Genomic DNA, 20102 nt, shown 5'->3' with positions numbered 1-20102 from the left:
ATTACAAAAGAGCCTCATCATTCGAAAGAGTGATGAGGCTCTTTTGCGTCTGAAATTAGTTAAGCATACACTACATAACAAAATGATGTGGCGATTCACGTTTCGGTACTTTGGATATATATCCACATCTGATATAGTCACATTTAATCTGTAAATCAAAGGAGTTTACTTATATTGAAATCAGCATTATGGCGACTCATTGATACCGGTCCCTTGCAGGGACCAGAGAATATGGCCATTGACGAGTCGCTACTCTGTTCCTTTGAACCCAAATCATCAAATCCCGTACTGCGCATCTATGGATGGAATCCGCCGTCCTTATCTCTGGGGCGGTTTCAGGTAATTGAAGAAGTCCTCGATCTTAATCGCTGCCAAGCGAATTCCGTATCTCTCGTCAGGCGTATCAGTGGAGGCGGCACGATTTATCATGCCGATGAATTGACATATAGTATTATTTGTTCCCCGGATCAGATACCTACAACGACCTCGGTGAAGGATTCCTTCAGAGTGCTGACCGGCTTTCTGATAAATTTTTACCGCACACTTGGCCTCAATGCTTACTACGCGATAGATACAGTTTCTGATTCAGAACGATTGGGTACGCGTACCGCCTTCTGTTTTGCCGGTAAAGAGACATTCGATATTCTGCTCGACGACAAGAAGATCGGCGGCAATGCTCAGCGTCGCCTGAAAAATGTCATTTTTCAGCATGGCTCGATTCCGATTATTAACCGTGCGCACCATGGTTTGCAGTATATGAATGACCGCACTGCTGAATATGCGGAACATACGGTCAGTCTTAACGATTGCGGTGTAACCGCGGATATATCGCAATTAAAAGGCGTGCTTGTTGACGCATTCAAGTGTTATATGGGAGTTGAAACCATCAACAGTTGCCTGTCACACGATGAACTTTGCATGTCGCAGAAATTGCTGTTGAATAAGTACGGTTCAGATCAATGGAACCTGCAAGGAGTTATGGAGTGATTATTCAGCGAAAACCTGAATGGCTGCGAAAAAAGGTCAACCAGGTGGAACAATCCGGTATGCGTCAACTGTTGAGAGAATTGCGGTTGAATACGGTTTGCCAGCAGGCCTTGTGTCCGAATATCTCGGAATGTTTTTCCTGCGGCCAGGGCACCTTTCTGATACTGGGAACCAACTGTACGCGTCAGTGCAGTTTCTGCAATGTTGATAAAAAACCGCCATTAGTGGTGGATGGAGATGAACCGGCAAGGATTGCGGAGGCTGTGATGCGCCTGAAGCTATCGCACGTTGTCATTACCAGTCCAACCCGTGATGACTTGCCGGATGGTGGTGCCTCGCATTACAGCGCAACAGTCACATCTATCAGGCGTATGTCGTCCGGAACACGAATCGAGCTGCTGATCCCTGACTTCTTGGGTAATCAGCAAAGTATCGAGTCCGTTGTCGGGTCTCAGCCAGATATACTAGCACACAACGTCGAAACGGTACCGAGGTTGTATCAGGTTCGCTCAGGTGCTGTTTATCAGCGATCTCTTGAGGTATTGAAGCTGTGCCATGAGTTGGCGCCGAAGATCAGTACCAAATCTGGCATCATGCTGGGGATGGGGGAGGAAGAGGAAGAGGTAGTCCAGGTTATAAATGACTTGCGTGGTGTGAATTGCACATATTTTAGTATCGGTCAGTATCTGGCTCCAAGTAAAAAACACTACCCGGTCCAGGAGTATGTTAAGCCGGAAGTATTTGAGCGTTTACGAAAACTAGCCATTCAATCCGGCTTTTCTCATGTAGAGAGCGGCCCCTATGTTCGCAGTTCTTATCACGCCGGGCAGTACAGTTAAGGAAAGCTTGATTGACGTTCAGATCAAAAACTCTTATGCGTATGTCGAAAACGTAAAATCACTGTTCTGAGCCGCAGGTTGCGGCATCTGCTCAGTGAGTTGTGCCAGCATATTTGCTATCTGTTTCTGTTGATCAGCCGCCATTTTCATGACAGAAATTGACATTGTCTGTTGTGTCTGGGCTGTTTTCATGAGCAGAGCTACTCCGGCAATTGAGCTTGTATCCATATGCACCTCCAATATTGTCAGTATTACAGCATCGCAGTATTGTTGCAAGTAGAAGTTTAGACGTTAACTTTTCCTTTGGCAGTTTCCTGTTATACTTATGATTATTTCCCCGCAAGAGGTATTTCATGCAGATAGAGTGGTGGTACTGGATTATAGCGGGATTCTGTCTGATTGGTCTTGAGCTGATTGTCCCCTCGTTTACGATCATCTGGTTTGGACTCGGTGCGTTGGTGGTTGGCATCCTTACGTTTCTCTGGCCTGCGTTCCCCGTGGCGGGGCAGGTATTTCTCTGGTCGTTGGCATCGATCTTCTTTACCATTATGTGGTTCAGGTACTTAAAGCCGAAAAAGGACCGTACTCATGCCGGCACGTCCAAAGATGCAATAGTTGGTGAGTCCGGAATTATTATACGCGGTACTGACGACAGTTACGGTCGTGGCACCGTCAGGTTCCGGATCTCTATCCTGGGTGCCGACGAGTGGGTCTGTTATGCCGAAGAAGTGCTGAAAACCGGAGATTCGGTACGTGTCATGGATATCGAAGGTCAGATTCTGAAGGTGAAAAAAATCTAGGGGGTCTCATGCCGGGCGTATTTATTTTCGGAATTATTTTTGTCGTTGTCGCTGCAACCCTGTTCGCTGGAGTCAAAACCGTACCCCAAGGGCAGGAGTGGATTGTAGAGCGCCTGGGGAAATTCAACAGCATCCTCAAGCCGGGACTCAATTTCATCTTCCCTTACATCGATATCGTTGCCTATCGGGTTTCCACCAAGGGCGACGTGCTTTCGGTCGGAGCCCAGGAGGTCATTACCAAGGACAATGCGGTCATCATCACCAATGCGATCGCTTTCATCAAGGTCACTGATCCCACCCGGGCCGTCTATGAAATCCAGAACTATGAATATGCCATCCAGAATCTGGTGATGACCTCGCTGCGGGCAATCATCGGCCAGATGGATCTGAACAGCGCTCTCTCCGAGCGCGAGCATATCAAGGCCCGTCTGCAGGAAAATATCTCCAAGGAGGTCGCGGCCTGGGGTATCTATGTACAGTCAGTGGAAATCCAGGATATCAAACCGTCTGAATCTATGCAGAAGGCCATGGAGCAGCAGGCTAGCGCCGACCGCTTCAAGCAGGCGACCATACTGGAGGCCGAGGGCAAACGCGAGGCGACAATTCGAGAGGCAGAAGGCAGGCTGGAGGCAGCCAAACGTGAAGCTGAGGCCCAGATTCGGTTGGCCGAGGCCTCGGCCAAGGCTATTACCGATATCAGTGAGGCCATCAAGGATAATGATCTGCCGGCGGTGTTCCTGTTGGGGGATCGGTACATCAATACCCTGCAGAAAATAGCCCTGTCACCGAACGCCAAGCTGGTTATGCTTCCAGCCGACCTGCCGGCGGCAATCCGCGGCATAATGGGCAAGGGCTGACCGCTGGAAAAGGATCATGTACACTGGATGGACCGAGCCATTGCCGAGGCCCGCAAGGCGGAAGCGAAGGCAGAGGTGCCGATCGGTTGCGTTATTGTGCGTGATGGACACATTATTGCCCGCGGTCACAACCTGCGCGAGACGTCTCAGGACCCGTCCGCCCATGCCGAACTGATCGCCATCAGAAAAGCCGCCCGTAAACTGGGTTCCTGGCGGCTGCTTGATACCACTCTCTACGTTACCCTGGAACCCTGCACCATGTGCATGGGTGCCATCATTCTCTCACGTATCCCCACCGTCGTCTTCGGCTGTTACGATCCCAAAGGGGGAGCTGCCGGGTCGCTGTACGATCTCTCTAATGATCTCCGACTTAATCACCAGGTTGCACTGGTGCCTCGTATTCTGGAAGCAGAATGCTCAGGCCTGCTGAGCAATTTTTTTGCTGCTCTGAGAAGCCGCAAGCGAGCTGACCGCAGAGTCGTTCCTACGTAATTTTCTCAAATTCCTCCGGTGTATTCACGTTGCAAAAGGATTCCTGCGCACCCGTAATTGCGCACAAGCTTTCAGCTGTTATCAGTGTTGTCCGTATTCGGTCCAAGAGGTTTAAAATGCTTTTGTCATCGCACTCGATAGCTCTACGGATCTCTTCCAATACCGACGTGGAATAGACCGCATGAAGCGGTTCTCGCAGACCTTCGCTGTTTACCGGTACGACAGCGTCCGCAGTACGTGCGTAGTCGCAGAGTAGTCTGATCACGTCTGGATTGAGATGGGGCATGTCACAGGCAGTAACAAAAATCAGCTCCGTGCCGCTTGCGGCCAGGCCGGCATGTAAGCCGGCGATGGAGCCCGCTCCCGGGTAGATATCCGCCACCTTGCGGCAAGGAATGAACAGGTACTCCTCGGGTGTATTGGTGACAATAATGACTTCGTGAAAAAGCTTGGAAAGGGTGCGGTAGACGATTTCGATAAGTGTTGTATCGTTTATCTTCAGAAGTGCTTTATTCGACCCCATGCGCCTGGATGTGCCCCCCGCCAGAATTATTGCGGTGACACCTTCAATCTTTTCACAGTCAGGATACGGCTCAATGTGCTCGGGATGGCTGTAGACCGTGAATTTGCCGCCTCTGACGTAGCCAACCAGGCAGATGTTGCTCTGGTCACACAATCTGATTGCCATGTCGGTAGGTGAGGTGCGTGAAGCGATCAGTCGAACCCCGAGCAGTGCTGCTTTGGCTACCATCTCGGTAGATACCCTACCGGACGTAACCAGCATGGTGCCGTTCAGGTCTATGCTTTTGAACAGTGCTTCTCCTGCAATGCGGTCGAGCGTATTGTGGCGTCCCAGGTCCTCAGCGTACAGCATCAGCTCCCCGTGGCGCCCCACAGCTGCCGAGTGGATTCCTCCATGGTGTTTATACTGTTCAGCACGGCTTGACAGGTGGTTCATCAGGGAAAAAATATCTGACGGAGTTATGCCTTCGCTACCCGGCCCCGATACCAGAGTGGCAGAGGACTTTATTGTTTCGGGCATGGAAAAACTTACACCGGTACCACAACCTGACGTAAGTACAGGTTTCAGCCGTTCCGGTAATTCACCTTTGATGCGCACGTTGGCCGTTCCGAACTCTTCGCAGACGCTGAACATCTCGAAATCGGTGAGGTCTTGAACAAAATTCTGCAGTCGCAGAAAACCTGCTACAAGAAATCGCAGATCGTGGGGCGAACCGATCAGTGTGGCGATCTCGCGACCGTTGACAATCAGTTGCAACGGGAATTCCTGGACCACATGGCCTGCAGTGGCGTGCAGAGCGTTATCTTGATAATCAAAAAGAGTCCGGGTTGGAAGTTTCATGTTATGGCCGCCTGATAAAAAAAGGGGAAGCCGTAGGCCTCCCCTTTTTGTGTGAAGTTCCGCAACAGTGGGTTATCCAGCCAGGCCGAATGTTTCATGCATCAGTCGGACAGCCAGTTCGGTGTACTTCTCATCGATTACAACCGAAATCTTGATTTCCGAGGTGGAGATCATCTGGATGTTGATGCCGTTCTGTGCCAGGGCGGTGAACATTCTGGTAGCGACACCAGCGTGGCTGCGCATACCGAGACCGACGATGGAAACCTTGCTGATATTCTCGTCGCACAGAACCTCTTTTGCATGAATTTCCTTCGCTACCTCGTTCGTAATCAACTGGGCCTGTTTGAGGTCAGCCTTTGTCACGGTAAACGTGAAGTCGGTCATTCCGGCGGAGCTTACGTTTTGAACGATCATGTCCACCGAAATATTTGCATCGGAAAGCGCCGTGAGGATTCTGGCTGCAATGCCGGGTTTATCGGGTACACCCATGACGGCGATTTTGGCCTCATTTTTATCGTATGCTATCCCTGAAACAAGAATCCCTTCCATATCCTTATCCTCCCTGGTAACCATGGTACCGGTGTTTTCATTCAAGCTGGAGCGGACGTGTACGTCCACATCATATTTTTTTGCAAATTCGACCGAACGGATCTGCAGAACCTTTGCACCCAGGCTGGCAAGTTCCAGCATCTCGTCGTAGGAGATCTTCTCCATCTTGCGGGCTTCCTTGCAAATGTTGGGATCGGTCGTGTACACACCGTCAACATCGGTATAGATCTCGCAAACATCGGCTTTGAGCGCTGCAGCAATGGCAACAGCCGAGGTGTCGGAGCCGCCGCGTCCCAACGTGGTAACGTTACCCGCGGCATCGATGCCCTGAAAACCGGCCAGGATTACGATGGTGCCCTCTTTCAGGTCGGCGCGGATGTTCTTGTCATCGATATTTTCGATGCGGGCCTTGGTACAGGAGCTGTCGGTGACGATCGGTACCTGCCACCCCTGGTAGGACTTGGCTTTATAGCCGAGTGACTTGAGGCACATGGCCAACAGACCGATTGTGACCTGCTCACCGGTAGCTACAACAACATCATACTCGCGGCCGTCGGGAATTTCACAAATCTCGTTGGCCAGGGCAACCAGCTTGTTGGTTTCACCGGACATGGCCGAAACAACGACTATAAGATCATTGCCGGCGTCATATGTCTTGATGATACGCTTGGCGACGTTTTTGATCCGGTCGGTGGTGCCGACTGATGTTCCGCCGTATTTCTGAACTACAAGTGCCATACTGCTCTCCTTCACATGATTTAAAAGAGAAAATTGTTTTCGGATTCAGCTCTATAGCAGAAAAAGGCGATGAAGGTCAAAGAAATTCTTATATATTTTTGAGTGACATCAGCTCATCTATTAAAATCTGAGATTGTGGGCCGCCGGCAATAAAAGAAATTCTCCTGCAATCACCGCCGGCATGTTCAAAGATAACCTTGATATGATCTTGCGGCAAAAAGTCTCCCAGTCGTTCAGACCACTCAGCGACACAGATGCCTTCGCCCTGGAAATAGTCATCGAAACCGAGTTCCGAAATTTCGTGGGCAGTGGTCAAACGGTAAAAATCAAAATGATAAACCGGCACAGGTCCCGGATACTCGTTCATGATGGCGAAGGTAGGGCTCGCCACTAGATGGAGGCTTTCGGGGGCAACTGTTGCTACGATACCCCGAGTGAAACAGGTTTTGCCGCCTCCCAAATCACCGAAGAGTGCAATGAATGCGCCCTTCTTCAGCCAGGTGCCGAGCTTGCATCCGATTGTCTCGGTTTCAAGTGCTGAGTGGGTGGTAATGATCACGGCGGTCTACGATCTGATCACATTGCGAATGATGTCGATGCGTGAAATCATCCCGACCAGTTTATTCCCTTCAACGACAGGCAGGGCGTGCAATTTGCGGCTGCTCATGATGTCTGCTGCCGCGCTGACCGGTTCACTGGCCGAAATCGTGACAACATCTGCTGAACAGATCTCTCCGGCCGTCTGGGCGGTCATTTTCTGCAGCTCGCGTTCCAGGCTGCGTTCTCCTTCCAGCGGAATGACCCAGTCAAAGAGGGATATAACCGTAGGAATGTGCAGGCTTCTCCCCTGTTCGATCAGATCTGATGCGGTTACGATGCCGGTCAGGCTGCCGTTTTCATCCACAATCGGCAGACTGCCGAAGTGCCGTGACTCAAAAATCTGAGCCAGTTCCCGTACGGTGGTTTCTTTAGTTACAGTGACGACATCTTTCGTCATGATATCTGCTACGGTTTTCATGGTATGAATTCTCCTTGTTTTGTAAGCAACTTGTTGTAGGCATAGGGCAGCATTTCCTGGACATCTGAGGCGCAGATACCGATTTCGCCCTTTTCTTCGGCGACCAGGTCTGCTGCATAGCCATGGATGAATACACCCAGGCGACAGGCATCCCAGCCGCAGTATCCCTGCCCCAGCAGTGAGGTGATTATGCCGGTCAGTACGTCACCCATGCCGCCGGTTGCCATACCGGGATTACCGCTGCCATTGATGGCTGCCGTGCCGGTTGGCGAGGCGATGATGGTTCTGGCACCTTTGAGAACCAGGTAGATGCCGAAGTTTCTGGCAAATTCCTGGGCAACCGAGATGCGAATGGCTTCGACGTCAGGGATGGATGTGCCCAGCAGGCGGGCCATTTCACCGGGATGCGGCGTCAGTACGACAGTGCCCGATTTTTTTCTCCGCAATATGCTGATGTCCTCTGCCAGTGCGTTCAGACCGTCGGCATCGATAACCAGCGGCAGTGCCACGGTTTCGACGATATTCTGGACCAGGGATGTGGTCCCGGGGCGCCTGCCCAGACCGGGGCCAAGCGCCACGGCGTCCTTGTCACCCAACAGTTTTTCAATGGTCTGGAAGGCATTGCTGGTCAGGCAGCCGCTGCCAGAGTCCGGAAGTGGAACGGTCATGACTTCAGTGGTCTTAATTTCAAGGACCTGATGCAGGCTCTCGGCTATAGCCAGGGTTACCAGACCGGACCCGGCACGTACGGCACTGTTGGCGGACAGGGCTGCTGCTCCGGTCTTGCCGGTTGATCCGGCTATGATCAGGCAGTGGCCGAATTGGCCTTTATGGGCCTGGCGATCGCGCCGGTGAAGCATGGGACGTATAATCTCGTCATTTATGAAGTCATATCCGCTGGCGCTCTCCATTAGTCGGGGCGGAATCCCGATGTCGGCAACGATCAGCCTGCCGGTATGCTCGGCACCGGGGTACAGGACGTGTCCCAGCTTGGCAAAGGCAAACGTGACGGTGGTGGAGGCGCGTACTGCATCTCCAAGTACCCGGCCGGTTGTCCCGTGGATACCCGAGGCGATGTCAACGGAAACAACCGGTCGACCTGAAGCATTGATCAGTTCAATCGCTTCCTGATACACGCCGGAGATATCGCTTCTCAAGCCGGTTCCCAACAGTGCGTCCACAAGGCAATCAGCCTTGCAGATATCCTCCCGGAGCAGGGTGGGCAGCTCTCCCTGGCGGGGACAATACTGGACCATGTCCCGGGGCAGTTTTTCCAGATTAATGGCGGCATCGCCGCTGATCAGGTCCTGTTCGGCCAAGACGTACACCCTGATATCCCACGCTCTCAGGCTGAGCAGGCGGGCAATGACATAGCCGTCGCCTCCGTTGTTGCCTTTGCCGGCAATCACCACAGCACGTCCCGAAGTGCCGTAGTGCGCAATGATCTCGTTGACACAGCACTGTCCGGCGTTTTCCATCAAATTCAGGCCGGAGATGCCAAACTCGTCAATGGCGCGTTTGTCGATCTCCTGCATGGTATGTGCGGTAACAACTTTCATATGGTCTCCAGAACAACCATGGCAATTGCATTGCCACCATCATGTGACATCGACAGAAAGATGCTGCCCAATCCTTGTGAAGCGAAGATATCAGCGGCTCGACCAGTCAGCAGCAGTTCCGGTTTGCCCAGGTCGTTGTGCGTGATTTCCATGTCCCTCCAGGAGATGCCGTCCCGCAAACCGGTCCCCAGGGCCTTCAATAACGCTTCCTTGGCAGCAAAACGGGCAGCATAGCAGGAGGCGCTGTTTTTTCTGCCTGAACAGAGCGTCCGTTCCTGCTCGGTGAAGAGCCGCTGCAGCAGGGCCGTGTTATTCTGGTCGATGAAACGCTGGAAGCGCTCTATGGCGACAATATCGGTGCCGATGCCTGCAATCATGAGTATTTGATCAACTCCACCATGTCTTTGACAGCGCGATTGAGGCCTACCAGCATGGCGCGTGCGATGATCGAATGACCAATGTTGTATTCCTCGATGCCGCCAATGGCAGCCAGGGCCTTGATGTTGACGTAATTCAGCCCGTGCCCGGCATTGACACCCAGGGCGACCTTGCGGGCCAGCTTGATGGCGGTATCGATTGCCTCCAGCTCACGCTCCTGGTCCTTCCAGTTAGTTGCCTCCGCGTAGGCGCCGGTGTGAATCTCAATATAGTCTGCCCCGGTTTTGTTGGCGGACTTGATCTGCTCCTGATTCGGATCAACGAACAGGCTGACGATGATGCCGCCGTCCCGCAGCCTCTTGACGGCATCAGTTATCGATTTGAGGTTGATAATGACATCCAGGCCCCCCTCGGTGGTCAATTCCTGGCGTTTTTCTGGCACCAGGGTAACCTGCTCCGGTTTAACCTTCAGGGCGATCCTGACCATTTCCTGGGTAGCGGCCATCTCCAGGTTGAGCTTGGTCTTTACCGTCCGCCGCAATATTTCCAGGTCACGATCCTGGATATGACGACGGTCTTCCCGCAGGTGGATGGTGATCCCTTCGGCGCCGGCCAGCTCCCCCAAGGCAGCGGCCGTGACCGGATCCGGCTCAATACCGCCGCGCGCCTGGCGCACGGTGGCAATGTGATCAACGTTGAGGCCCAGTTTAGCCATTATTTCTCTCCGATATGTTTCTTCACCAGATCACAGATCTCATTGGCCCAGGTGGTGATCTCGTATTTGTCCTGCCCTTCAATCATAACACGCAGCAGCGGTTCCGTCCCGGAGTATCGGATCAATACACGTCCTTCGTTACCCAGTTTATCCTCTACTTCGCGAACCTTGGCTGCAATCTTCGGGATGGTCAGGATATCCTTTCTTTCACGGACCCTTGTGTTAACAAGAACCTGCGGCAACGCAATCATGATTTGAGCCAGTTCGGACAGCGGTTTTTGCTCCCTCCGCATGACAGCCAGCAGCTGCAGGGCTGAAAGGATGCCATCGCCGGTTGTGCTGGAATCGAGGAAGATCATGTGACCGGATTGCTCTCCCCCCAGGTTGAAGCCCCCTTTGCGCATCTCCTCAACAACATAACGATCGCCTACAGCGGTTTTAATGATCTTTCCGCCGGCCTTGCGGAGCGCTATATCCAGGCCCATATTGCTCATGACCGTGGCAACCAGGGTCTTCTTCTTCAGCGTCTTGCGCTTGAGCATGTCGATGGCGCAAATGGCCATGATGTGGTCTCCGTCTACCTCCTTGCCGAACTCGTCGCACACAATCACGCGGTCGGCGTCTCCATCCAGGGCGATGCCGATGTCTGCCCGATGCTGCTTGACCGCTTCGCTGATGACCTCGGGATGGGTCGAGCCGCACTCCGCATTGATATTGGTGCCGTTGGGTTTCACGCCCAGGGCGATCACCTCGGCCCCCAGTTCCTCGAAGACCGCCGGTGCGACCTTGTAGGCAGCTCCATTGGCGCAGTCCAGTACGATCTTCAGGCCGGACAGGTCCATTTCCTGGGGGAAGGTGTTCTTGAGGAAAACGATGTAACGGCCGGCGGCATCATCGATGCGGAAGGCTTTGCCCACCTCGGTGGCGGTCGGTCGCAGGGTATCGATCTTTTTGGACTCAATCAGCTGTTCAATCTTCAACTCGATTTCGTCAGGCAGCTTGAAGCCGTCGGCGGAGAAAAACTTGATGCCGTTATCCTGAAAGGCGTTATGAGAGGCGGAGATGACCACCCCGGCGTCTGCCCGCATGGATGAGGTGATATTTGCGATACCCGGGGTAGGCAAAGGGCCGACGATCAAGACATCAACCCCCATGGAACAGATCCCGGCCACCAGGGCGTTTTCCAGCATATAACCGGACAAACGGGTGTCCTTGCCGATCACGATGCGATGGCGGCGCTTGCTGGAGCCCTTGAATATATAGGCGGCCGCGCGACCGAGCTGCATGGCCATCTCGATCGTCATGGGATATACATTGGCAACACCACGCACTCCATCGGTGCCGAACAGTTTTTTCATACATCCTCCTGAAAATTGAAGCTCAGGCCTGACGCTTTATGCCCAAAGCCTTCTTAAGTGTTCTGCGCAATTCCCCGTACTCCATGTCATAGGAGATTTTGGCGTCATGGACGAGTGAAATCTTGCCGGTTTCTTCGGAAACCACCACGACATAGCTGTCTGAAAGCTCTGAAAGCCCGAGAGCCGCACGATGCCGGGTTCCGAAACTCTTGGCGATGTCGGGGTTCTGCGAGAGTGGCAGCAGACAGCCGGCTTTGGTGAGCTTTCCGTTTTCAATGATTACGGCACCATCGTGGATCGGAGAGTAGGGCAGAAAGATCGAATTGAGCAGTTCACTGGTCACCTTGGCATCGATCTGGGTGCCGACGTTGATGATGTGATCGAGCGGAATATGCCGGACAAGCACGATCAGGGCCCCGATCTGTTTTTCAGCCATTTCCCGGAGCGCCTTGAGTAGCTCTTCAACGGTTTCAACGTCTCCTTCGATTTCTGTTGTTGACGATGTGCGTTTGCCGAGCGCCAGCAGGGTTCGACGCAGGTCGGTCTGAAAAATAACGGCCAGAATAACCGGTGTGGAAGCTGTCAGGATGTCCAGGATGTGAATCAGTGAAGGTATATTGATTAAGCGGGCAAACAATGACAGCAAGGTGAGAAGTGACATGATCCCCAGCAGGCGCATGGCCACATCACGTCTGATAACGTGGGCACAGGCAACTACCAATACAGTCATCAGAAGTGTATCCGACATCCCTGTCAGAGCCGCTGGAATAGTCATGGGGGGGTCCCGTTTGGTTACGTTTACATGCTACCAGTTGTGATCGCGTGTGCCATGTCGGCAACATCGCGCATTTCATGTACATCATGAACCCGCAGGATGGCGGCACCGTTGGCAACTGCCAGGGCGACGGTGGCGGCTGTCCCGGGGAGGCGCTGGTCTATCTCACGGTTGAGGATCCTGCCGATAAACGATTTTCGGGATGTCCCTGTCAGGATCGGCAAGCCGAGGCTCGTAAATTCACGCAATCGGCGCAGGATTTCCAGATTCTGGCCGGCACCCTTGGCGAATCCGATGCCGGGGTCGACAGCCAAGCGTTCCCGGCAGATTCCGGCCTCTTCGGCCAGGGTGACAGAGTGCCGCAATGACTGCACAATCTCGCCGATCAGGTCGGCATAGGCAGTATTGCTCTGCATTTCTTGCGGAGTGCCGCGGGTGTGCATGAGCACGACGCCGGCGCCTGATAGGGCGGCAACTGCGGCCATCTGCCGGTCAAAGGTAAAGCCGCTGATATCGTTGATGATCTCGGCACCGGCTGCAACAGCTGCAGAGGCGACGCTGCTTTTCCAGGTGTCGATCGAGAGCGCACAGCGGATTTTTCCAACAAGGCCGGATATAACCGGAACTACCCGGTTTATTTCATCTTCTGCTGTTACTGGCGGAGCGCCGGGACGGGTGCTCTCACCACCGATATCGATGATATCTGCTCCCTCTTCGGCCATCTCAAATGCGCGATCAATAGCGCGTTGCGGGTCAACATAATGATTGCCGTCAGAGAATGAGTCGGGTGTAACATTGAGGATGCCCATAATCAGAGGCCGTTTCAGCGACAGGTCCCGCTGAGCGGTTTTCCATGATTGTGGGGTGTGGACAGCGTGAGATAGAATCTGTGCAAGTTCAGCTGCCAGGGCAGGGAGTCCAAACGGTTGCGGAGCCAGCTTGTTGGACAGCTTGAGCAGCTGTTTGTCGGTGCCGATCAGGATGACGTCGGTGTGGTCGATGCTGCAAGCCACGGTACCCCGGGCGACGGCGGCGTCGCCGCCCAGAGCAAGCATTTCCTGCTTGAGGATGTTGGCCTGGCGACATTGCAGTTCGTGCAGCTTTACGCAGCGGGTCAGCATTTTGGTTGCCATCATGCCGATGCCCGCGGGGTCAACGCTGATACAGCGCAGTTCCCGTTCCGCATCCTGCGGGCTGGCGATGTGAAGCACTCTCGCCTGGAAACTGCTCATACTTATGCCTGAAGGTCGGTGTGTTGCGCTGCAGGTGCCTCAGCATCCGCCTGTTCCTGGTGAACATGGCCATAGATCGGTGTGCCGGCGGCGATGATTTCATCAACCTCGGCGCCGGTCAGGTTTTCTTTCTCGATCAGGCACACGGACAGGTTGTGCAGATTCTTGATGTTTTCCAAGAGGATGGAATGAGCCTTGGCATAGCTCTCGTCGACGATGCGTCTGATCTCGGTGTCGATTTCAACTGCGGTGGCTTCGCTGTAGTTCTTGTGGGTAGACATTTCGCGCCCCAGGAAGATCTGCTCATCCTTCTTTCCGAAGGAAAGGGGACCCAGTTTGTCGCTCATACCCCATTCGCAGACCATCTTGCGGGCCATTTCGGTGGCCTGTTCAATGTCGTTGCCGGCTCCGGTGGTAAAGGAATTGAATATGATATCTTCGGCAGCGCGCCCTCCCATTAAAACGGCAATACGGGCCAGGAGTGCTTCGCGGGAATAGCTGTGCTTGTCCTCGATAGGCAATTGCATGGTGACACCCAGGGCGCGACCGCGAGGGATAATGGAGACCTTGTGGATCGGGTCGGTGCCGGGGATCGTTCTGGCAACCAGGGTGTGGCCGGCTTCATGATAGGCGGTGCTCTTTTTCTCCTCGTCGGAGATGACCATGCTGCGCCGTTCAACGCCCATCAGGACCTTGTCTTTGGCATCGTCAAAATCTATGGACTCCACAACGGTTTTATCCACGCGTGCCGCCAGCAGGGCGGCCTCGTTGACTACGTTGGCCAGGTCGGCACCAGAGAAGCCGGGAGTCCCACGGGCGATTACCGCCAGATCGACATCGGGTGAAAGCGGCACCTTCTTGGCATGGACCTTGAGGATCATCTCGCGACCCTTGACATCCGGACGGGGCACAACCACCTGGCGGTCAAAGCGTCCGGGACGGAGCAGGGCCGGGTCGAGCACATCGGGGCGGTTGGTGGCGGCAATCAGGATGACGCCCTCGTTGGATTCAAATCCGTCCATCTCCACCAGCAGCTGGTTAAGGGTCTGCTCGCGCTCGTCATGTCCCCCCCCCAGGCCGGCTCCACGGTGACGTCCGACGGCATCGATCTCATCAATGAAGATGATGCAGGGTGCACTTTTTTTGCCCTGCAGAAACAGATCGCGCACCCGGCTGGCGCCGACGCCCACGAACATTTCAACGAAATCGGAACCGGAGATGGAAAAGAACGGCACACCGGCTTCACCGGCAATGGCGCGGGCCAGCAGGGTTTTGCCGGTACCGGGAGGGCCCATCAATAGCACCCCTTTCGGTATTCTGCCGCCCAGTTTGGTGAACTTTTTGGGATCCTTGAGGAACGAAATGATCTCGTTCAGTTCTTCCTTGGCCTCTTCAATTCCGGCAACATCTTCAAAGGTGATTTTGACCTGATTCTCAGTCAGGAGTTTGGCCCGGCTTTTGCCGAATGACATGGCTTTGCCGCCGCCCACCTGCATCTGACGCATGAAGAAGATCCAGACGCCCACCAGCAGAATCAAGGGGAACCAGGAGATGAAGATTGAGAACCAGGAGAACTTCTCTTCATCCGGCTTGGCCTGTATGGCTACTTTCTTGTCCAGGAGCATCTGGGTCAGATCGGCATCCGAGTTCGGTTTGTAGGTGCGGAAATCTTTCCCGTCCTTGCCTTCGTACTTGCCGAATACGTCGTTCCCCTGAATGGTGACGGCAGTGATCTTGCCCGCCTCCACCTGGGAGATGAAGTCGCTGTATGAGATTTTGTCAGCCGTTGGTTTCGGCTTGTTGAACATGTTGAACAGCAGGATCATCATCAGGCTGATGACCAGCCAGAGCGAAAGATTCTTGTAAAACTGATTCACGGATACCCCCGGCGATGTGTTCGATTTGTGCCCTTGAAAATTTTACATAACTACCATATTGGAGGCGGAGATACAAGTCAATTGACGGTTGCCGCGTTACTCCTCTCGCGAAAACACAATCTTTATGACGCGTGATGAACTGCTGTCAAGGCGGGCGTGGTGCGACATCCGCAGGCCACACACCCAGATCAGCACTTCTTTGCTGAATACGAGCGGAGTCCGGCTGCGCTGTGACAGGGGAATCTTGCTGTCTATAAAGATGTCCTTGAGTTTTTTTGTTCCGGTCATGCCGAGCGGCTGGATCCGGTCTCCGGGGAGGAAGGTGCGGAGCTGCCAGGGAAAGGGGGCTTTGTCGAGATCAAAATAGGCGCTGTCAGGGCAGGGTATGTCAAGCTGTGCCGTAGCTGTTGACGGTTCAATTGTCAGCCGGGCGATTCCGGGGAGTCGATAGGTACCGGGACCCGGAATTAGAACTTCGTCTGGCAGAGGCTGGTTTTCCTCCCCGCTTCTGAATACAAGCGCATCGTACTCTTTTAAGATAACGATACCCTGGGGCAGGCTGATCTGGGCATTGGGGCGTTCCGAACCAGCCATCCGGCGGATGTCAGCTACGTGGCGGTAGCTGATCTGTTTCAGGCTGTTGTGCAGCCGTGATAACAACAGGCGGATGATGCGGCGCTGCAGGGCCAGTGGCTCGGACAGCAGAAGCCGGATGCTGCAGGAGCTGCCGTGCACTGTTGCGTGGCTGATCCGTTCGGCAGCCTGGGTCGCCAGGTCATCAAGCAGGTCGTTTTCGGCGGAAAGTACGTCGGCTGTGGTCGAGAGGCTAGCGCGGACAGAGGGGTTGTACTGTTCCAGCAGTGGCAGCAGTTCATGACGTATGCGGTTGCGCAGGAAGGTCCGGTCGAGGTTCGAGTCGTCTTCACGCCAGCTGAGTTCGCGACCAACCAGGTGGGCCTCTATCTCGGCCCGGGTGAAACTCAGCAGGGGGCGGACGTAGCCGCGACCATTGCGATAGGGCATCCCGGCCAGTCCGGTCATGCCCGAGCCGCGCAGCAGGCGCATCAGAACGGTTTCAGCCTGGTCATCGGCATGGTGTGCCAGGACAACGGCGGTTGCCTGCCAGGTGGTCAGAAGCTCATCAAAGAAGGCGATGCGTACACGTCGTCCAGCATCTTCAAGATTGAGATGGTTTGAGACGGCTGATGCCTTGACATCGACACGGCGCGATACAAAAGGGATCCCGTACTGTTCGGCCAGCCCCCGGCAGAATTCTACATCGGCATCGGATTCGGCACCACGCAGACAATGGTTGAGATGGGCCGCAATCAGCCGCAGTGGCATTTCCGGCAGGCACACGAGCAGGTCGAGCAGTGCTGTGGAGTCAGCACCGCCGGAAAGGCCGATAATCAGTGTATCGCCCGGCCTGAAGAGCTGCTGTTCGCGAACTATGCCGGCAACGCGGGCTGGTAGATCGGAAGGATGTATCACTTTTTGTCGATCAGAACGATGATGTCGGGGATGATCTGCTGCATGGCATCCTGCAGGGAGTGGAGCAGGATCTTCTCGGTATCCTCTTTTGAGGCGGCCAGCGGCACTGTCCTGTCGTCGCGGGAGGCGACGGAAAAGGTCTTGGCCTTTATGCCGTTCCTGAACACACTTACGTTGAATTTAAGCTCATGCCGTGTATCCGTACTGACGACGCCTTTATTGAGGTTAAAGGCCATGTCGATGTCGGAGATTATGATGCCGTGAACGGCCCCGACAGGCAGTGCGGGGGCTGAGGAGACGGTATAGCCGGCCTGTTTCAGCTCAAACAGCAGCGCCTCCGAGATCCATTCTGGCAGGCTGCGGTCGGAAAGCAGATCAGCCTGGTGTACCCCGTACACATTGTTGAGCGAGCCGATGATCCATGCTCCTGCAACGTTTTTTGCAGCGGGTTTTGATTCGATACGGGCAATGGCTATTTCGCCCGTGTGTCTGACCAGTGACGTGTTCTGCCGAGCATAGTTGAGTCCGATTTTCTGGTCGACTGCGGCGCATCCGCTGAGACCGGTCAGGGTGACCAGGCATGCCAGCAGGAACGCGGCCGGGGTGGTTCTGTTTGTATGCATGACGGTTACCTCGTAGAGATCACGGTGTGAAACGAATTTCAGGCGAACAGCCTCATTTCGACTGGAACATCACATTGAGAACGGAGCTGAACAGGCTGAACAGCAGGGCCGCTACAAAGGCGGCACCAAATCCGGTTACATGAAAACCATCCACCAGCGAGGCCGCCAGATAGAACATCACCCCGTTGATTACCAGTGTGAACAGGCCCAGGGTCAGGATTGTTACCGGCAGGGTGAACAGCAGCACGATCGGTCTCAGAAAGGCGTTCAGCAGGCCGAGAACCAGTGTTGCCACCAGCAGGTCGCGGAAGTGATCGATCTGGATCCCCGGCACCAGTTTCATGACGAAAAAAAGTGCGAATGAGTTGAGTACCCACGTAAGTATCAGTCGTGTCATAGCATGGTCCGGCCGTTACAGCCAGCGCTTCCTCCTGAAATAGATGATCATTGCGATAGCCAATGCCAGCATGAATCCCCACAGCAGGAAGTACCCGTTGCGCCACTCCAGTTCCGGCAGATGCTTGAAATTCATGCCGTACACCCCCACCAGAAAGGTCAGCGGCATGAAGATGGTGCCGATCACGGTCAGGAATTTCATGATTTCATTGGTACGGTTGCTGATGCTGGAGAGATACAGGTCAAACATGCCTGAAAGCAGATCACGATAGGTTTCCACGGTATCAATGACCTGGACGGTGTGGTCGTAGACATCGCGGAAATAGACCCGGGTGGCGTCGCTCAAGAGCTCGGAATCGCCCCGTTCCAGGAAAGAAACCGCCTCCCTGAGTGGCCAGACCGCTTTGCGGAGAAAGATGATCTCTTTCTTGATACCGTTGATCATATGCAGGGTGCTGCGGTCCGGCAGCGCAGTCAGCTGTTCCTCAAGATTGACGATCCGCTCCCCCAGATCCTCCAGCACGCTGAAATAGCTGTCAACAATGGCGTCGATCAGGGCGTAGGCCAGATAATCGGCTCCCATGCCCCTGATCTTGCCCTTGCCGTTGCGAATCCGCTCCCGCACGGTATCGAAGACATCCCCCTGGATCCCCTCCTGAAAGGTGAACAGGTGACCGGGACCGAGGATGATGCTGAGTTGTTCGGAGGAGAATTCACCTCCCCCGGTAGGCCGCAGCATACGCAGGACAATAAACAGGTAACGGTCGTAGTCCTCAATCTTGGGGCGTTGCACGGTATTGACGATATCTTCGAGCACCAGTGGATGCAGGTCGAATTGCTCCCCCAGATGGCGGATGATATCGACGTTGTGGACCCCTTCCACATTCACCCAGGTGATGCCGGAACGCTCCAGGTGCGGCAGGCAGTCATCGACCGTTGCAAATCTCTGCTCTTCAACGGTTTCCTGGCTGTATCCGATCAATTCAATAGAGACGGCATCAGCAGGGATCTCGCCGATGTGAACCAGACTGCCCGGAGGCAGACCGGCCTTGATGGAACGTTTTTTGAGAAACCTGCGGCCGCCGTGCATCTCAGATACCCAGGATGTCGGCCATGCGCAGCAGGTCTTCATTCAGCTTTTTCTGGCCGCCATTGGCGACCATTTCCAGGAGTGTTGTGGTCAGGGATGAGGCCGACAGGCCGACCATGACCCCCTTTGTGCCGTTCAGCAGCAGTTCGACCGATTTGCGGCCGAAACGGCTGCCCAGCAGCCGGTCAAAAACCGAAGGTGCGCCGCCGCGCTGATAATGTCCCAGCACGGTAACCCGCGTTTCAAAACCGACTGAATCCTTGATGCCGTCAGCAATCGACTGTGCATTGCCGGCCCCTTCAGCCATGATGATCAAGGCATTGGTGCGCCCCTCCTCATACCGTCGACGCAGTTGCAGGCACATCTCCGACAGGTCGAATTCTACCTCCGGTACGATGGCAAATTCGGCACCAGTAGCAATGGCGGAGGTGGATGCCAGGTAGCCGGAATTGCGCCCCATGACTTCAACGATGAAGGCGCGGTCATGGGAACTGGCGGTGTCCTTGATGCAGTCTACGGCGTAGATGATGTTGTTGAGGGCCGTATCCACACCTAGGGCCATATCGGTGTAGGGTATGTCGTTGTCGATGCTGGCAGGTATGCCGATCACCGGGAAACCCATCTTGTCAAGCGCCAGGGCGCCGTTCAGTGATCCGTCGCCGCCGATCACGATCAGCCCTTCAACCCGCTCTTTCATCAAATTGTCCAGGGCTTTCTGTCTGCCCTCCTCAGTCCGGAATTCCAGGGAGCGGGCCGATTGCAGAAACGTACCGCCCCGTTGGAGCACGCCGGAGACCGCCCTGGTATCCAGCACTTGGTAATCGTTTTTCAACAGGCCGGCATACCCTTTGTGGTAACCGATCATCTCAACATCATTGGCAACAGCGGTGCGGGCCGCTGCGCGGATAGCTGCGTTCATGCCGGAACAGTCACCGCCGCTGGTCAGGATTGCAAGTCGTTTCATG

Annotated in this window: 22 protein-coding genes; 5 read left to right on the top strand and 17 right to left on the bottom strand. The window is 54.4% G+C overall.

Features of this window, described 5'->3' with window-relative positions:
* The first annotated feature begins 174 nt into the window (after positions 1-174).
* The gene (locus tag ACOCF6_RS24465; protein WP_482463242.1) at positions 175-987 is read left to right on the top strand and encodes a lipoate--protein ligase family protein; all 813 of its coding nucleotides are present in this window, start codon (positions 175-177) and stop codon (positions 985-987) included.
* Entirely contained in the window at positions 984-1826 is an 843-nt protein-coding gene (lipA, locus tag ACOCF6_RS24460) for a lipoyl synthase (protein WP_482463240.1), read from the top strand. Before ACOCF6_RS24465 ends, lipA begins: the two co-directional genes overlap by 4 nt.
* A 33-nt stretch (positions 1827-1859) precedes the next feature.
* Here lipA and ACOCF6_RS24455 read toward each other — a convergent pair whose 3' ends face one another.
* Positions 1860-2054 (bottom strand): putative motility protein, encoded by a 195-nt coding sequence (locus ACOCF6_RS24455; RefSeq protein WP_482463238.1) that lies wholly within the window; start codon positions 2052-2054, stop codon positions 1860-1862.
* Positions 2055-2179: 125 nt separating this feature from the next.
* Here ACOCF6_RS24455 and ACOCF6_RS24450 point away from each other — a divergent pair, with 125 nt between their 5' ends.
* The 3 genes from ACOCF6_RS24450 to tadA are packed head-to-tail and all read left to right on the top strand — an operon-like array spanning position 2180 to position 3975.
* Entirely contained in the window at positions 2180-2626 is a 447-nt protein-coding gene (locus ACOCF6_RS24450) for an NfeD family protein (protein ID WP_482463236.1), read from the top strand.
* 8 nt (positions 2627-2634) lie between these two features.
* Positions 2635-3483, top strand: a complete 849-nt coding sequence (locus ACOCF6_RS24445; RefSeq protein ID WP_482463234.1) for an SPFH domain-containing protein — start codon at positions 2635-2637, stop codon at positions 3481-3483.
* Between the two features lie 3 nt (positions 3484-3486).
* Positions 3487-3975: a tRNA adenosine(34) deaminase TadA gene (gene tadA / locus ACOCF6_RS24440; protein WP_482463442.1), complete on the top strand. Its 489-nt coding sequence runs from the start codon at positions 3487-3489 to the stop codon at positions 3973-3975.
* Here tadA and fdhD read toward each other — a convergent pair.
* The 16 genes from fdhD to pfkA all read right to left on the bottom strand — a co-directional run bounded on the left by fdhD (position 3968) and on the right by pfkA (position 20101).
* On the bottom strand, positions 3968-5338 hold the full coding sequence (gene fdhD, locus ACOCF6_RS24435) for a formate dehydrogenase accessory sulfurtransferase FdhD (RefSeq protein WP_482463232.1): 1371 nt from the start codon (positions 5336-5338) through the stop codon (positions 3968-3970). The genes tadA and fdhD overlap by 8 nt on opposite strands.
* Positions 5339-5410: 72 nt before the next feature.
* Positions 5411-6625 (bottom strand): aspartate kinase, encoded by a 1215-nt coding sequence (locus ACOCF6_RS24430; protein WP_482463230.1) that lies wholly within the window; start codon positions 6623-6625, stop codon positions 5411-5413.
* Positions 6626-6713: 88 nt separating this feature from the next.
* Positions 6714-7184, bottom strand: coding sequence for a tRNA (adenosine(37)-N6)-threonylcarbamoyltransferase complex ATPase subunit type 1 TsaE (tsaE, locus tag ACOCF6_RS24425; protein WP_482463228.1), 471 nt, complete (start codon positions 7182-7184; stop codon positions 6714-6716).
* 6 nt (positions 7185-7190) lie between these two features.
* Entirely contained in the window at positions 7191-7643 is a 453-nt protein-coding gene (locus tag ACOCF6_RS24420) for a CBS domain-containing protein (protein WP_482463226.1), read from the bottom strand.
* Entirely contained in the window at positions 7640-9202 is a 1563-nt protein-coding gene (locus tag ACOCF6_RS24415; protein WP_482463224.1) for an NAD(P)H-hydrate dehydratase, read from the bottom strand. Before ACOCF6_RS24415 ends, ACOCF6_RS24420 begins: the two co-directional genes overlap by 4 nt.
* Entirely contained in the window at positions 9199-9579 is a 381-nt protein-coding gene (locus ACOCF6_RS24410; protein ID WP_482463222.1) for a holo-[acyl-carrier-protein] synthase, read from the bottom strand. The genes ACOCF6_RS24415 and ACOCF6_RS24410 overlap by 4 nt, the downstream gene beginning before the upstream one ends.
* Positions 9576-10295, bottom strand: a complete 720-nt coding sequence (locus ACOCF6_RS24405) for a pyridoxine 5'-phosphate synthase (protein WP_482463220.1) — start codon at positions 10293-10295, stop codon at positions 9576-9578. Before ACOCF6_RS24405 ends, ACOCF6_RS24410 begins: the two co-directional genes overlap by 4 nt.
* Positions 10295-11653: a phosphoglucosamine mutase gene (glmM, locus tag ACOCF6_RS24400; RefSeq protein ID WP_482463218.1), complete on the bottom strand. Its 1359-nt coding sequence runs from the start codon at positions 11651-11653 to the stop codon at positions 10295-10297. Before glmM ends, ACOCF6_RS24405 begins: the two co-directional genes overlap by 1 nt.
* Positions 11654-11675: 22 nt before the next feature.
* A complete protein-coding gene (cdaA, locus tag ACOCF6_RS24395) occupies positions 11676-12428 on the bottom strand; it encodes a diadenylate cyclase CdaA (RefSeq protein WP_482463216.1) in 753 nt (250 codons plus the stop codon).
* Positions 12429-12451: 23 nt separating this feature from the next.
* The gene (gene folP, locus ACOCF6_RS24390; protein ID WP_482463214.1) at positions 12452-13660 is read right to left on the bottom strand and encodes a dihydropteroate synthase; all 1209 of its coding nucleotides are present in this window, start codon (positions 13658-13660) and stop codon (positions 12452-12454) included.
* Between the two features lie 2 nt (positions 13661-13662).
* Positions 13663-15537: an ATP-dependent zinc metalloprotease FtsH gene (gene ftsH / locus ACOCF6_RS24385; RefSeq protein WP_482463212.1), complete on the bottom strand. Its 1875-nt coding sequence runs from the start codon at positions 15535-15537 to the stop codon at positions 13663-13665.
* Between the two features lie 96 nt (positions 15538-15633).
* Entirely contained in the window at positions 15634-17028 is a 1395-nt protein-coding gene (tilS, locus tag ACOCF6_RS24380; protein WP_482463210.1) for a tRNA lysidine(34) synthetase TilS, read from the bottom strand.
* Positions 17025-17651 carry a YajG family lipoprotein gene (locus ACOCF6_RS24375; RefSeq protein ID WP_482463208.1) on the bottom strand — a complete coding sequence of 209 codons (627 nt, stop codon included), beginning with the start codon at positions 17649-17651 and terminating at the stop codon, positions 17025-17027. The genes tilS and ACOCF6_RS24375 overlap by 4 nt, the downstream gene beginning before the upstream one ends.
* 52 nt (positions 17652-17703) lie before the next feature.
* Positions 17704-18048, bottom strand: coding sequence for a phage holin family protein (locus ACOCF6_RS24370; protein ID WP_482463206.1), 345 nt, complete (start codon positions 18046-18048; stop codon positions 17704-17706).
* Between the two features lie 15 nt (positions 18049-18063).
* The gene (gene corA / locus ACOCF6_RS24365) at positions 18064-19179 is read right to left on the bottom strand and encodes a magnesium/cobalt transporter CorA (RefSeq protein WP_482463204.1); all 1116 of its coding nucleotides are present in this window, start codon (positions 19177-19179) and stop codon (positions 18064-18066) included.
* The gene (gene pfkA, locus ACOCF6_RS24360; RefSeq protein WP_482463202.1) at positions 19139-20101 is read right to left on the bottom strand and encodes a 6-phosphofructokinase; all 963 of its coding nucleotides are present in this window, start codon (positions 20099-20101) and stop codon (positions 19139-19141) included. The genes corA and pfkA overlap by 41 nt, the downstream gene beginning before the upstream one ends.
* Position 20102 lies beyond the last annotated feature (1 nt).

The organism is Geobacter psychrophilus, assembly GCF_056821595.1.
Note: the sequence above shows the minus strand (reverse complement) of the source record. Positions and strands in the feature narration are given on the sequence as shown.

What these genes read in the sequence shown, in the direction of transcription:
- ACOCF6_RS24455 (WP_482463238.1), bottom strand. Translation starts at nt 2,054, where the DNA reads ATGGATACAAGCTCAATTGCCGGAGTAGCTCTGCTCATGAAAACAGCC.
- ACOCF6_RS24450 (WP_482463236.1), top strand. Translation starts at nt 2,180, where the DNA reads ATGCAGATAGAGTGGTGGTACTGGATTATAGCGGGATTCTGTCTGATT.
- ACOCF6_RS24445 (WP_482463234.1), top strand. Translation starts at nt 2,635, where the DNA reads ATGCCGGGCGTATTTATTTTCGGAATTATTTTTGTCGTTGTCGCTGCA.
- fdhD (WP_482463232.1), bottom strand. Translation starts at nt 5,338, where the DNA reads ATGAAACTTCCAACCCGGACTCTTTTTGATTATCAAGATAACGCTCTG.
- ACOCF6_RS24430 (WP_482463230.1), bottom strand. Translation starts at nt 6,625, where the DNA reads ATGGCACTTGTAGTTCAGAAATACGGCGGAACATCAGTCGGCACCACC.
- ACOCF6_RS24420 (WP_482463226.1), bottom strand. Translation starts at nt 7,643, where the DNA reads ATGAAAACCGTAGCAGATATCATGACGAAAGATGTCGTCACTGTAACT.
- ACOCF6_RS24415 (WP_482463224.1), bottom strand. Translation starts at nt 9,202, where the DNA reads ATGAAAGTTGTTACCGCACATACCATGCAGGAGATCGACAAACGCGCC.
- ACOCF6_RS24410 (WP_482463222.1), bottom strand. Translation starts at nt 9,579, where the DNA reads ATGATTGCAGGCATCGGCACCGATATTGTCGCCATAGAGCGCTTCCAG.
- ACOCF6_RS24405 (WP_482463220.1), bottom strand. Translation starts at nt 10,295, where the DNA reads ATGGCTAAACTGGGCCTCAACGTTGATCACATTGCCACCGTGCGCCAG.
- glmM (WP_482463218.1), bottom strand. Translation starts at nt 11,653, where the DNA reads ATGAAAAAACTGTTCGGCACCGATGGAGTGCGTGGTGTTGCCAATGTA.
- cdaA (WP_482463216.1), bottom strand. Translation starts at nt 12,428, where the DNA reads ATGACTATTCCAGCGGCTCTGACAGGGATGTCGGATACACTTCTGATG.
- folP (WP_482463214.1), bottom strand. Translation starts at nt 13,660, where the DNA reads ATGAGCAGTTTCCAGGCGAGAGTGCTTCACATCGCCAGCCCGCAGGAT.
- ACOCF6_RS24375 (WP_482463208.1), bottom strand. Translation starts at nt 17,651, where the DNA reads ATGCATACAAACAGAACCACCCCGGCCGCGTTCCTGCTGGCATGCCTG.
- ACOCF6_RS24370 (WP_482463206.1), bottom strand. Translation starts at nt 18,048, where the DNA reads ATGACACGACTGATACTTACGTGGGTACTCAACTCATTCGCACTTTTT.
- corA (WP_482463204.1), bottom strand. Translation starts at nt 19,179, where the DNA reads ATGAAGACCTGCTGCGCATGGCCGACATCCTGGGTATCTGAGATGCAC.
- pfkA (WP_482463202.1), bottom strand. Translation starts at nt 20,101, where the DNA reads ATGAAACGACTTGCAATCCTGACCAGCGGCGGTGACTGTTCCGGCATG.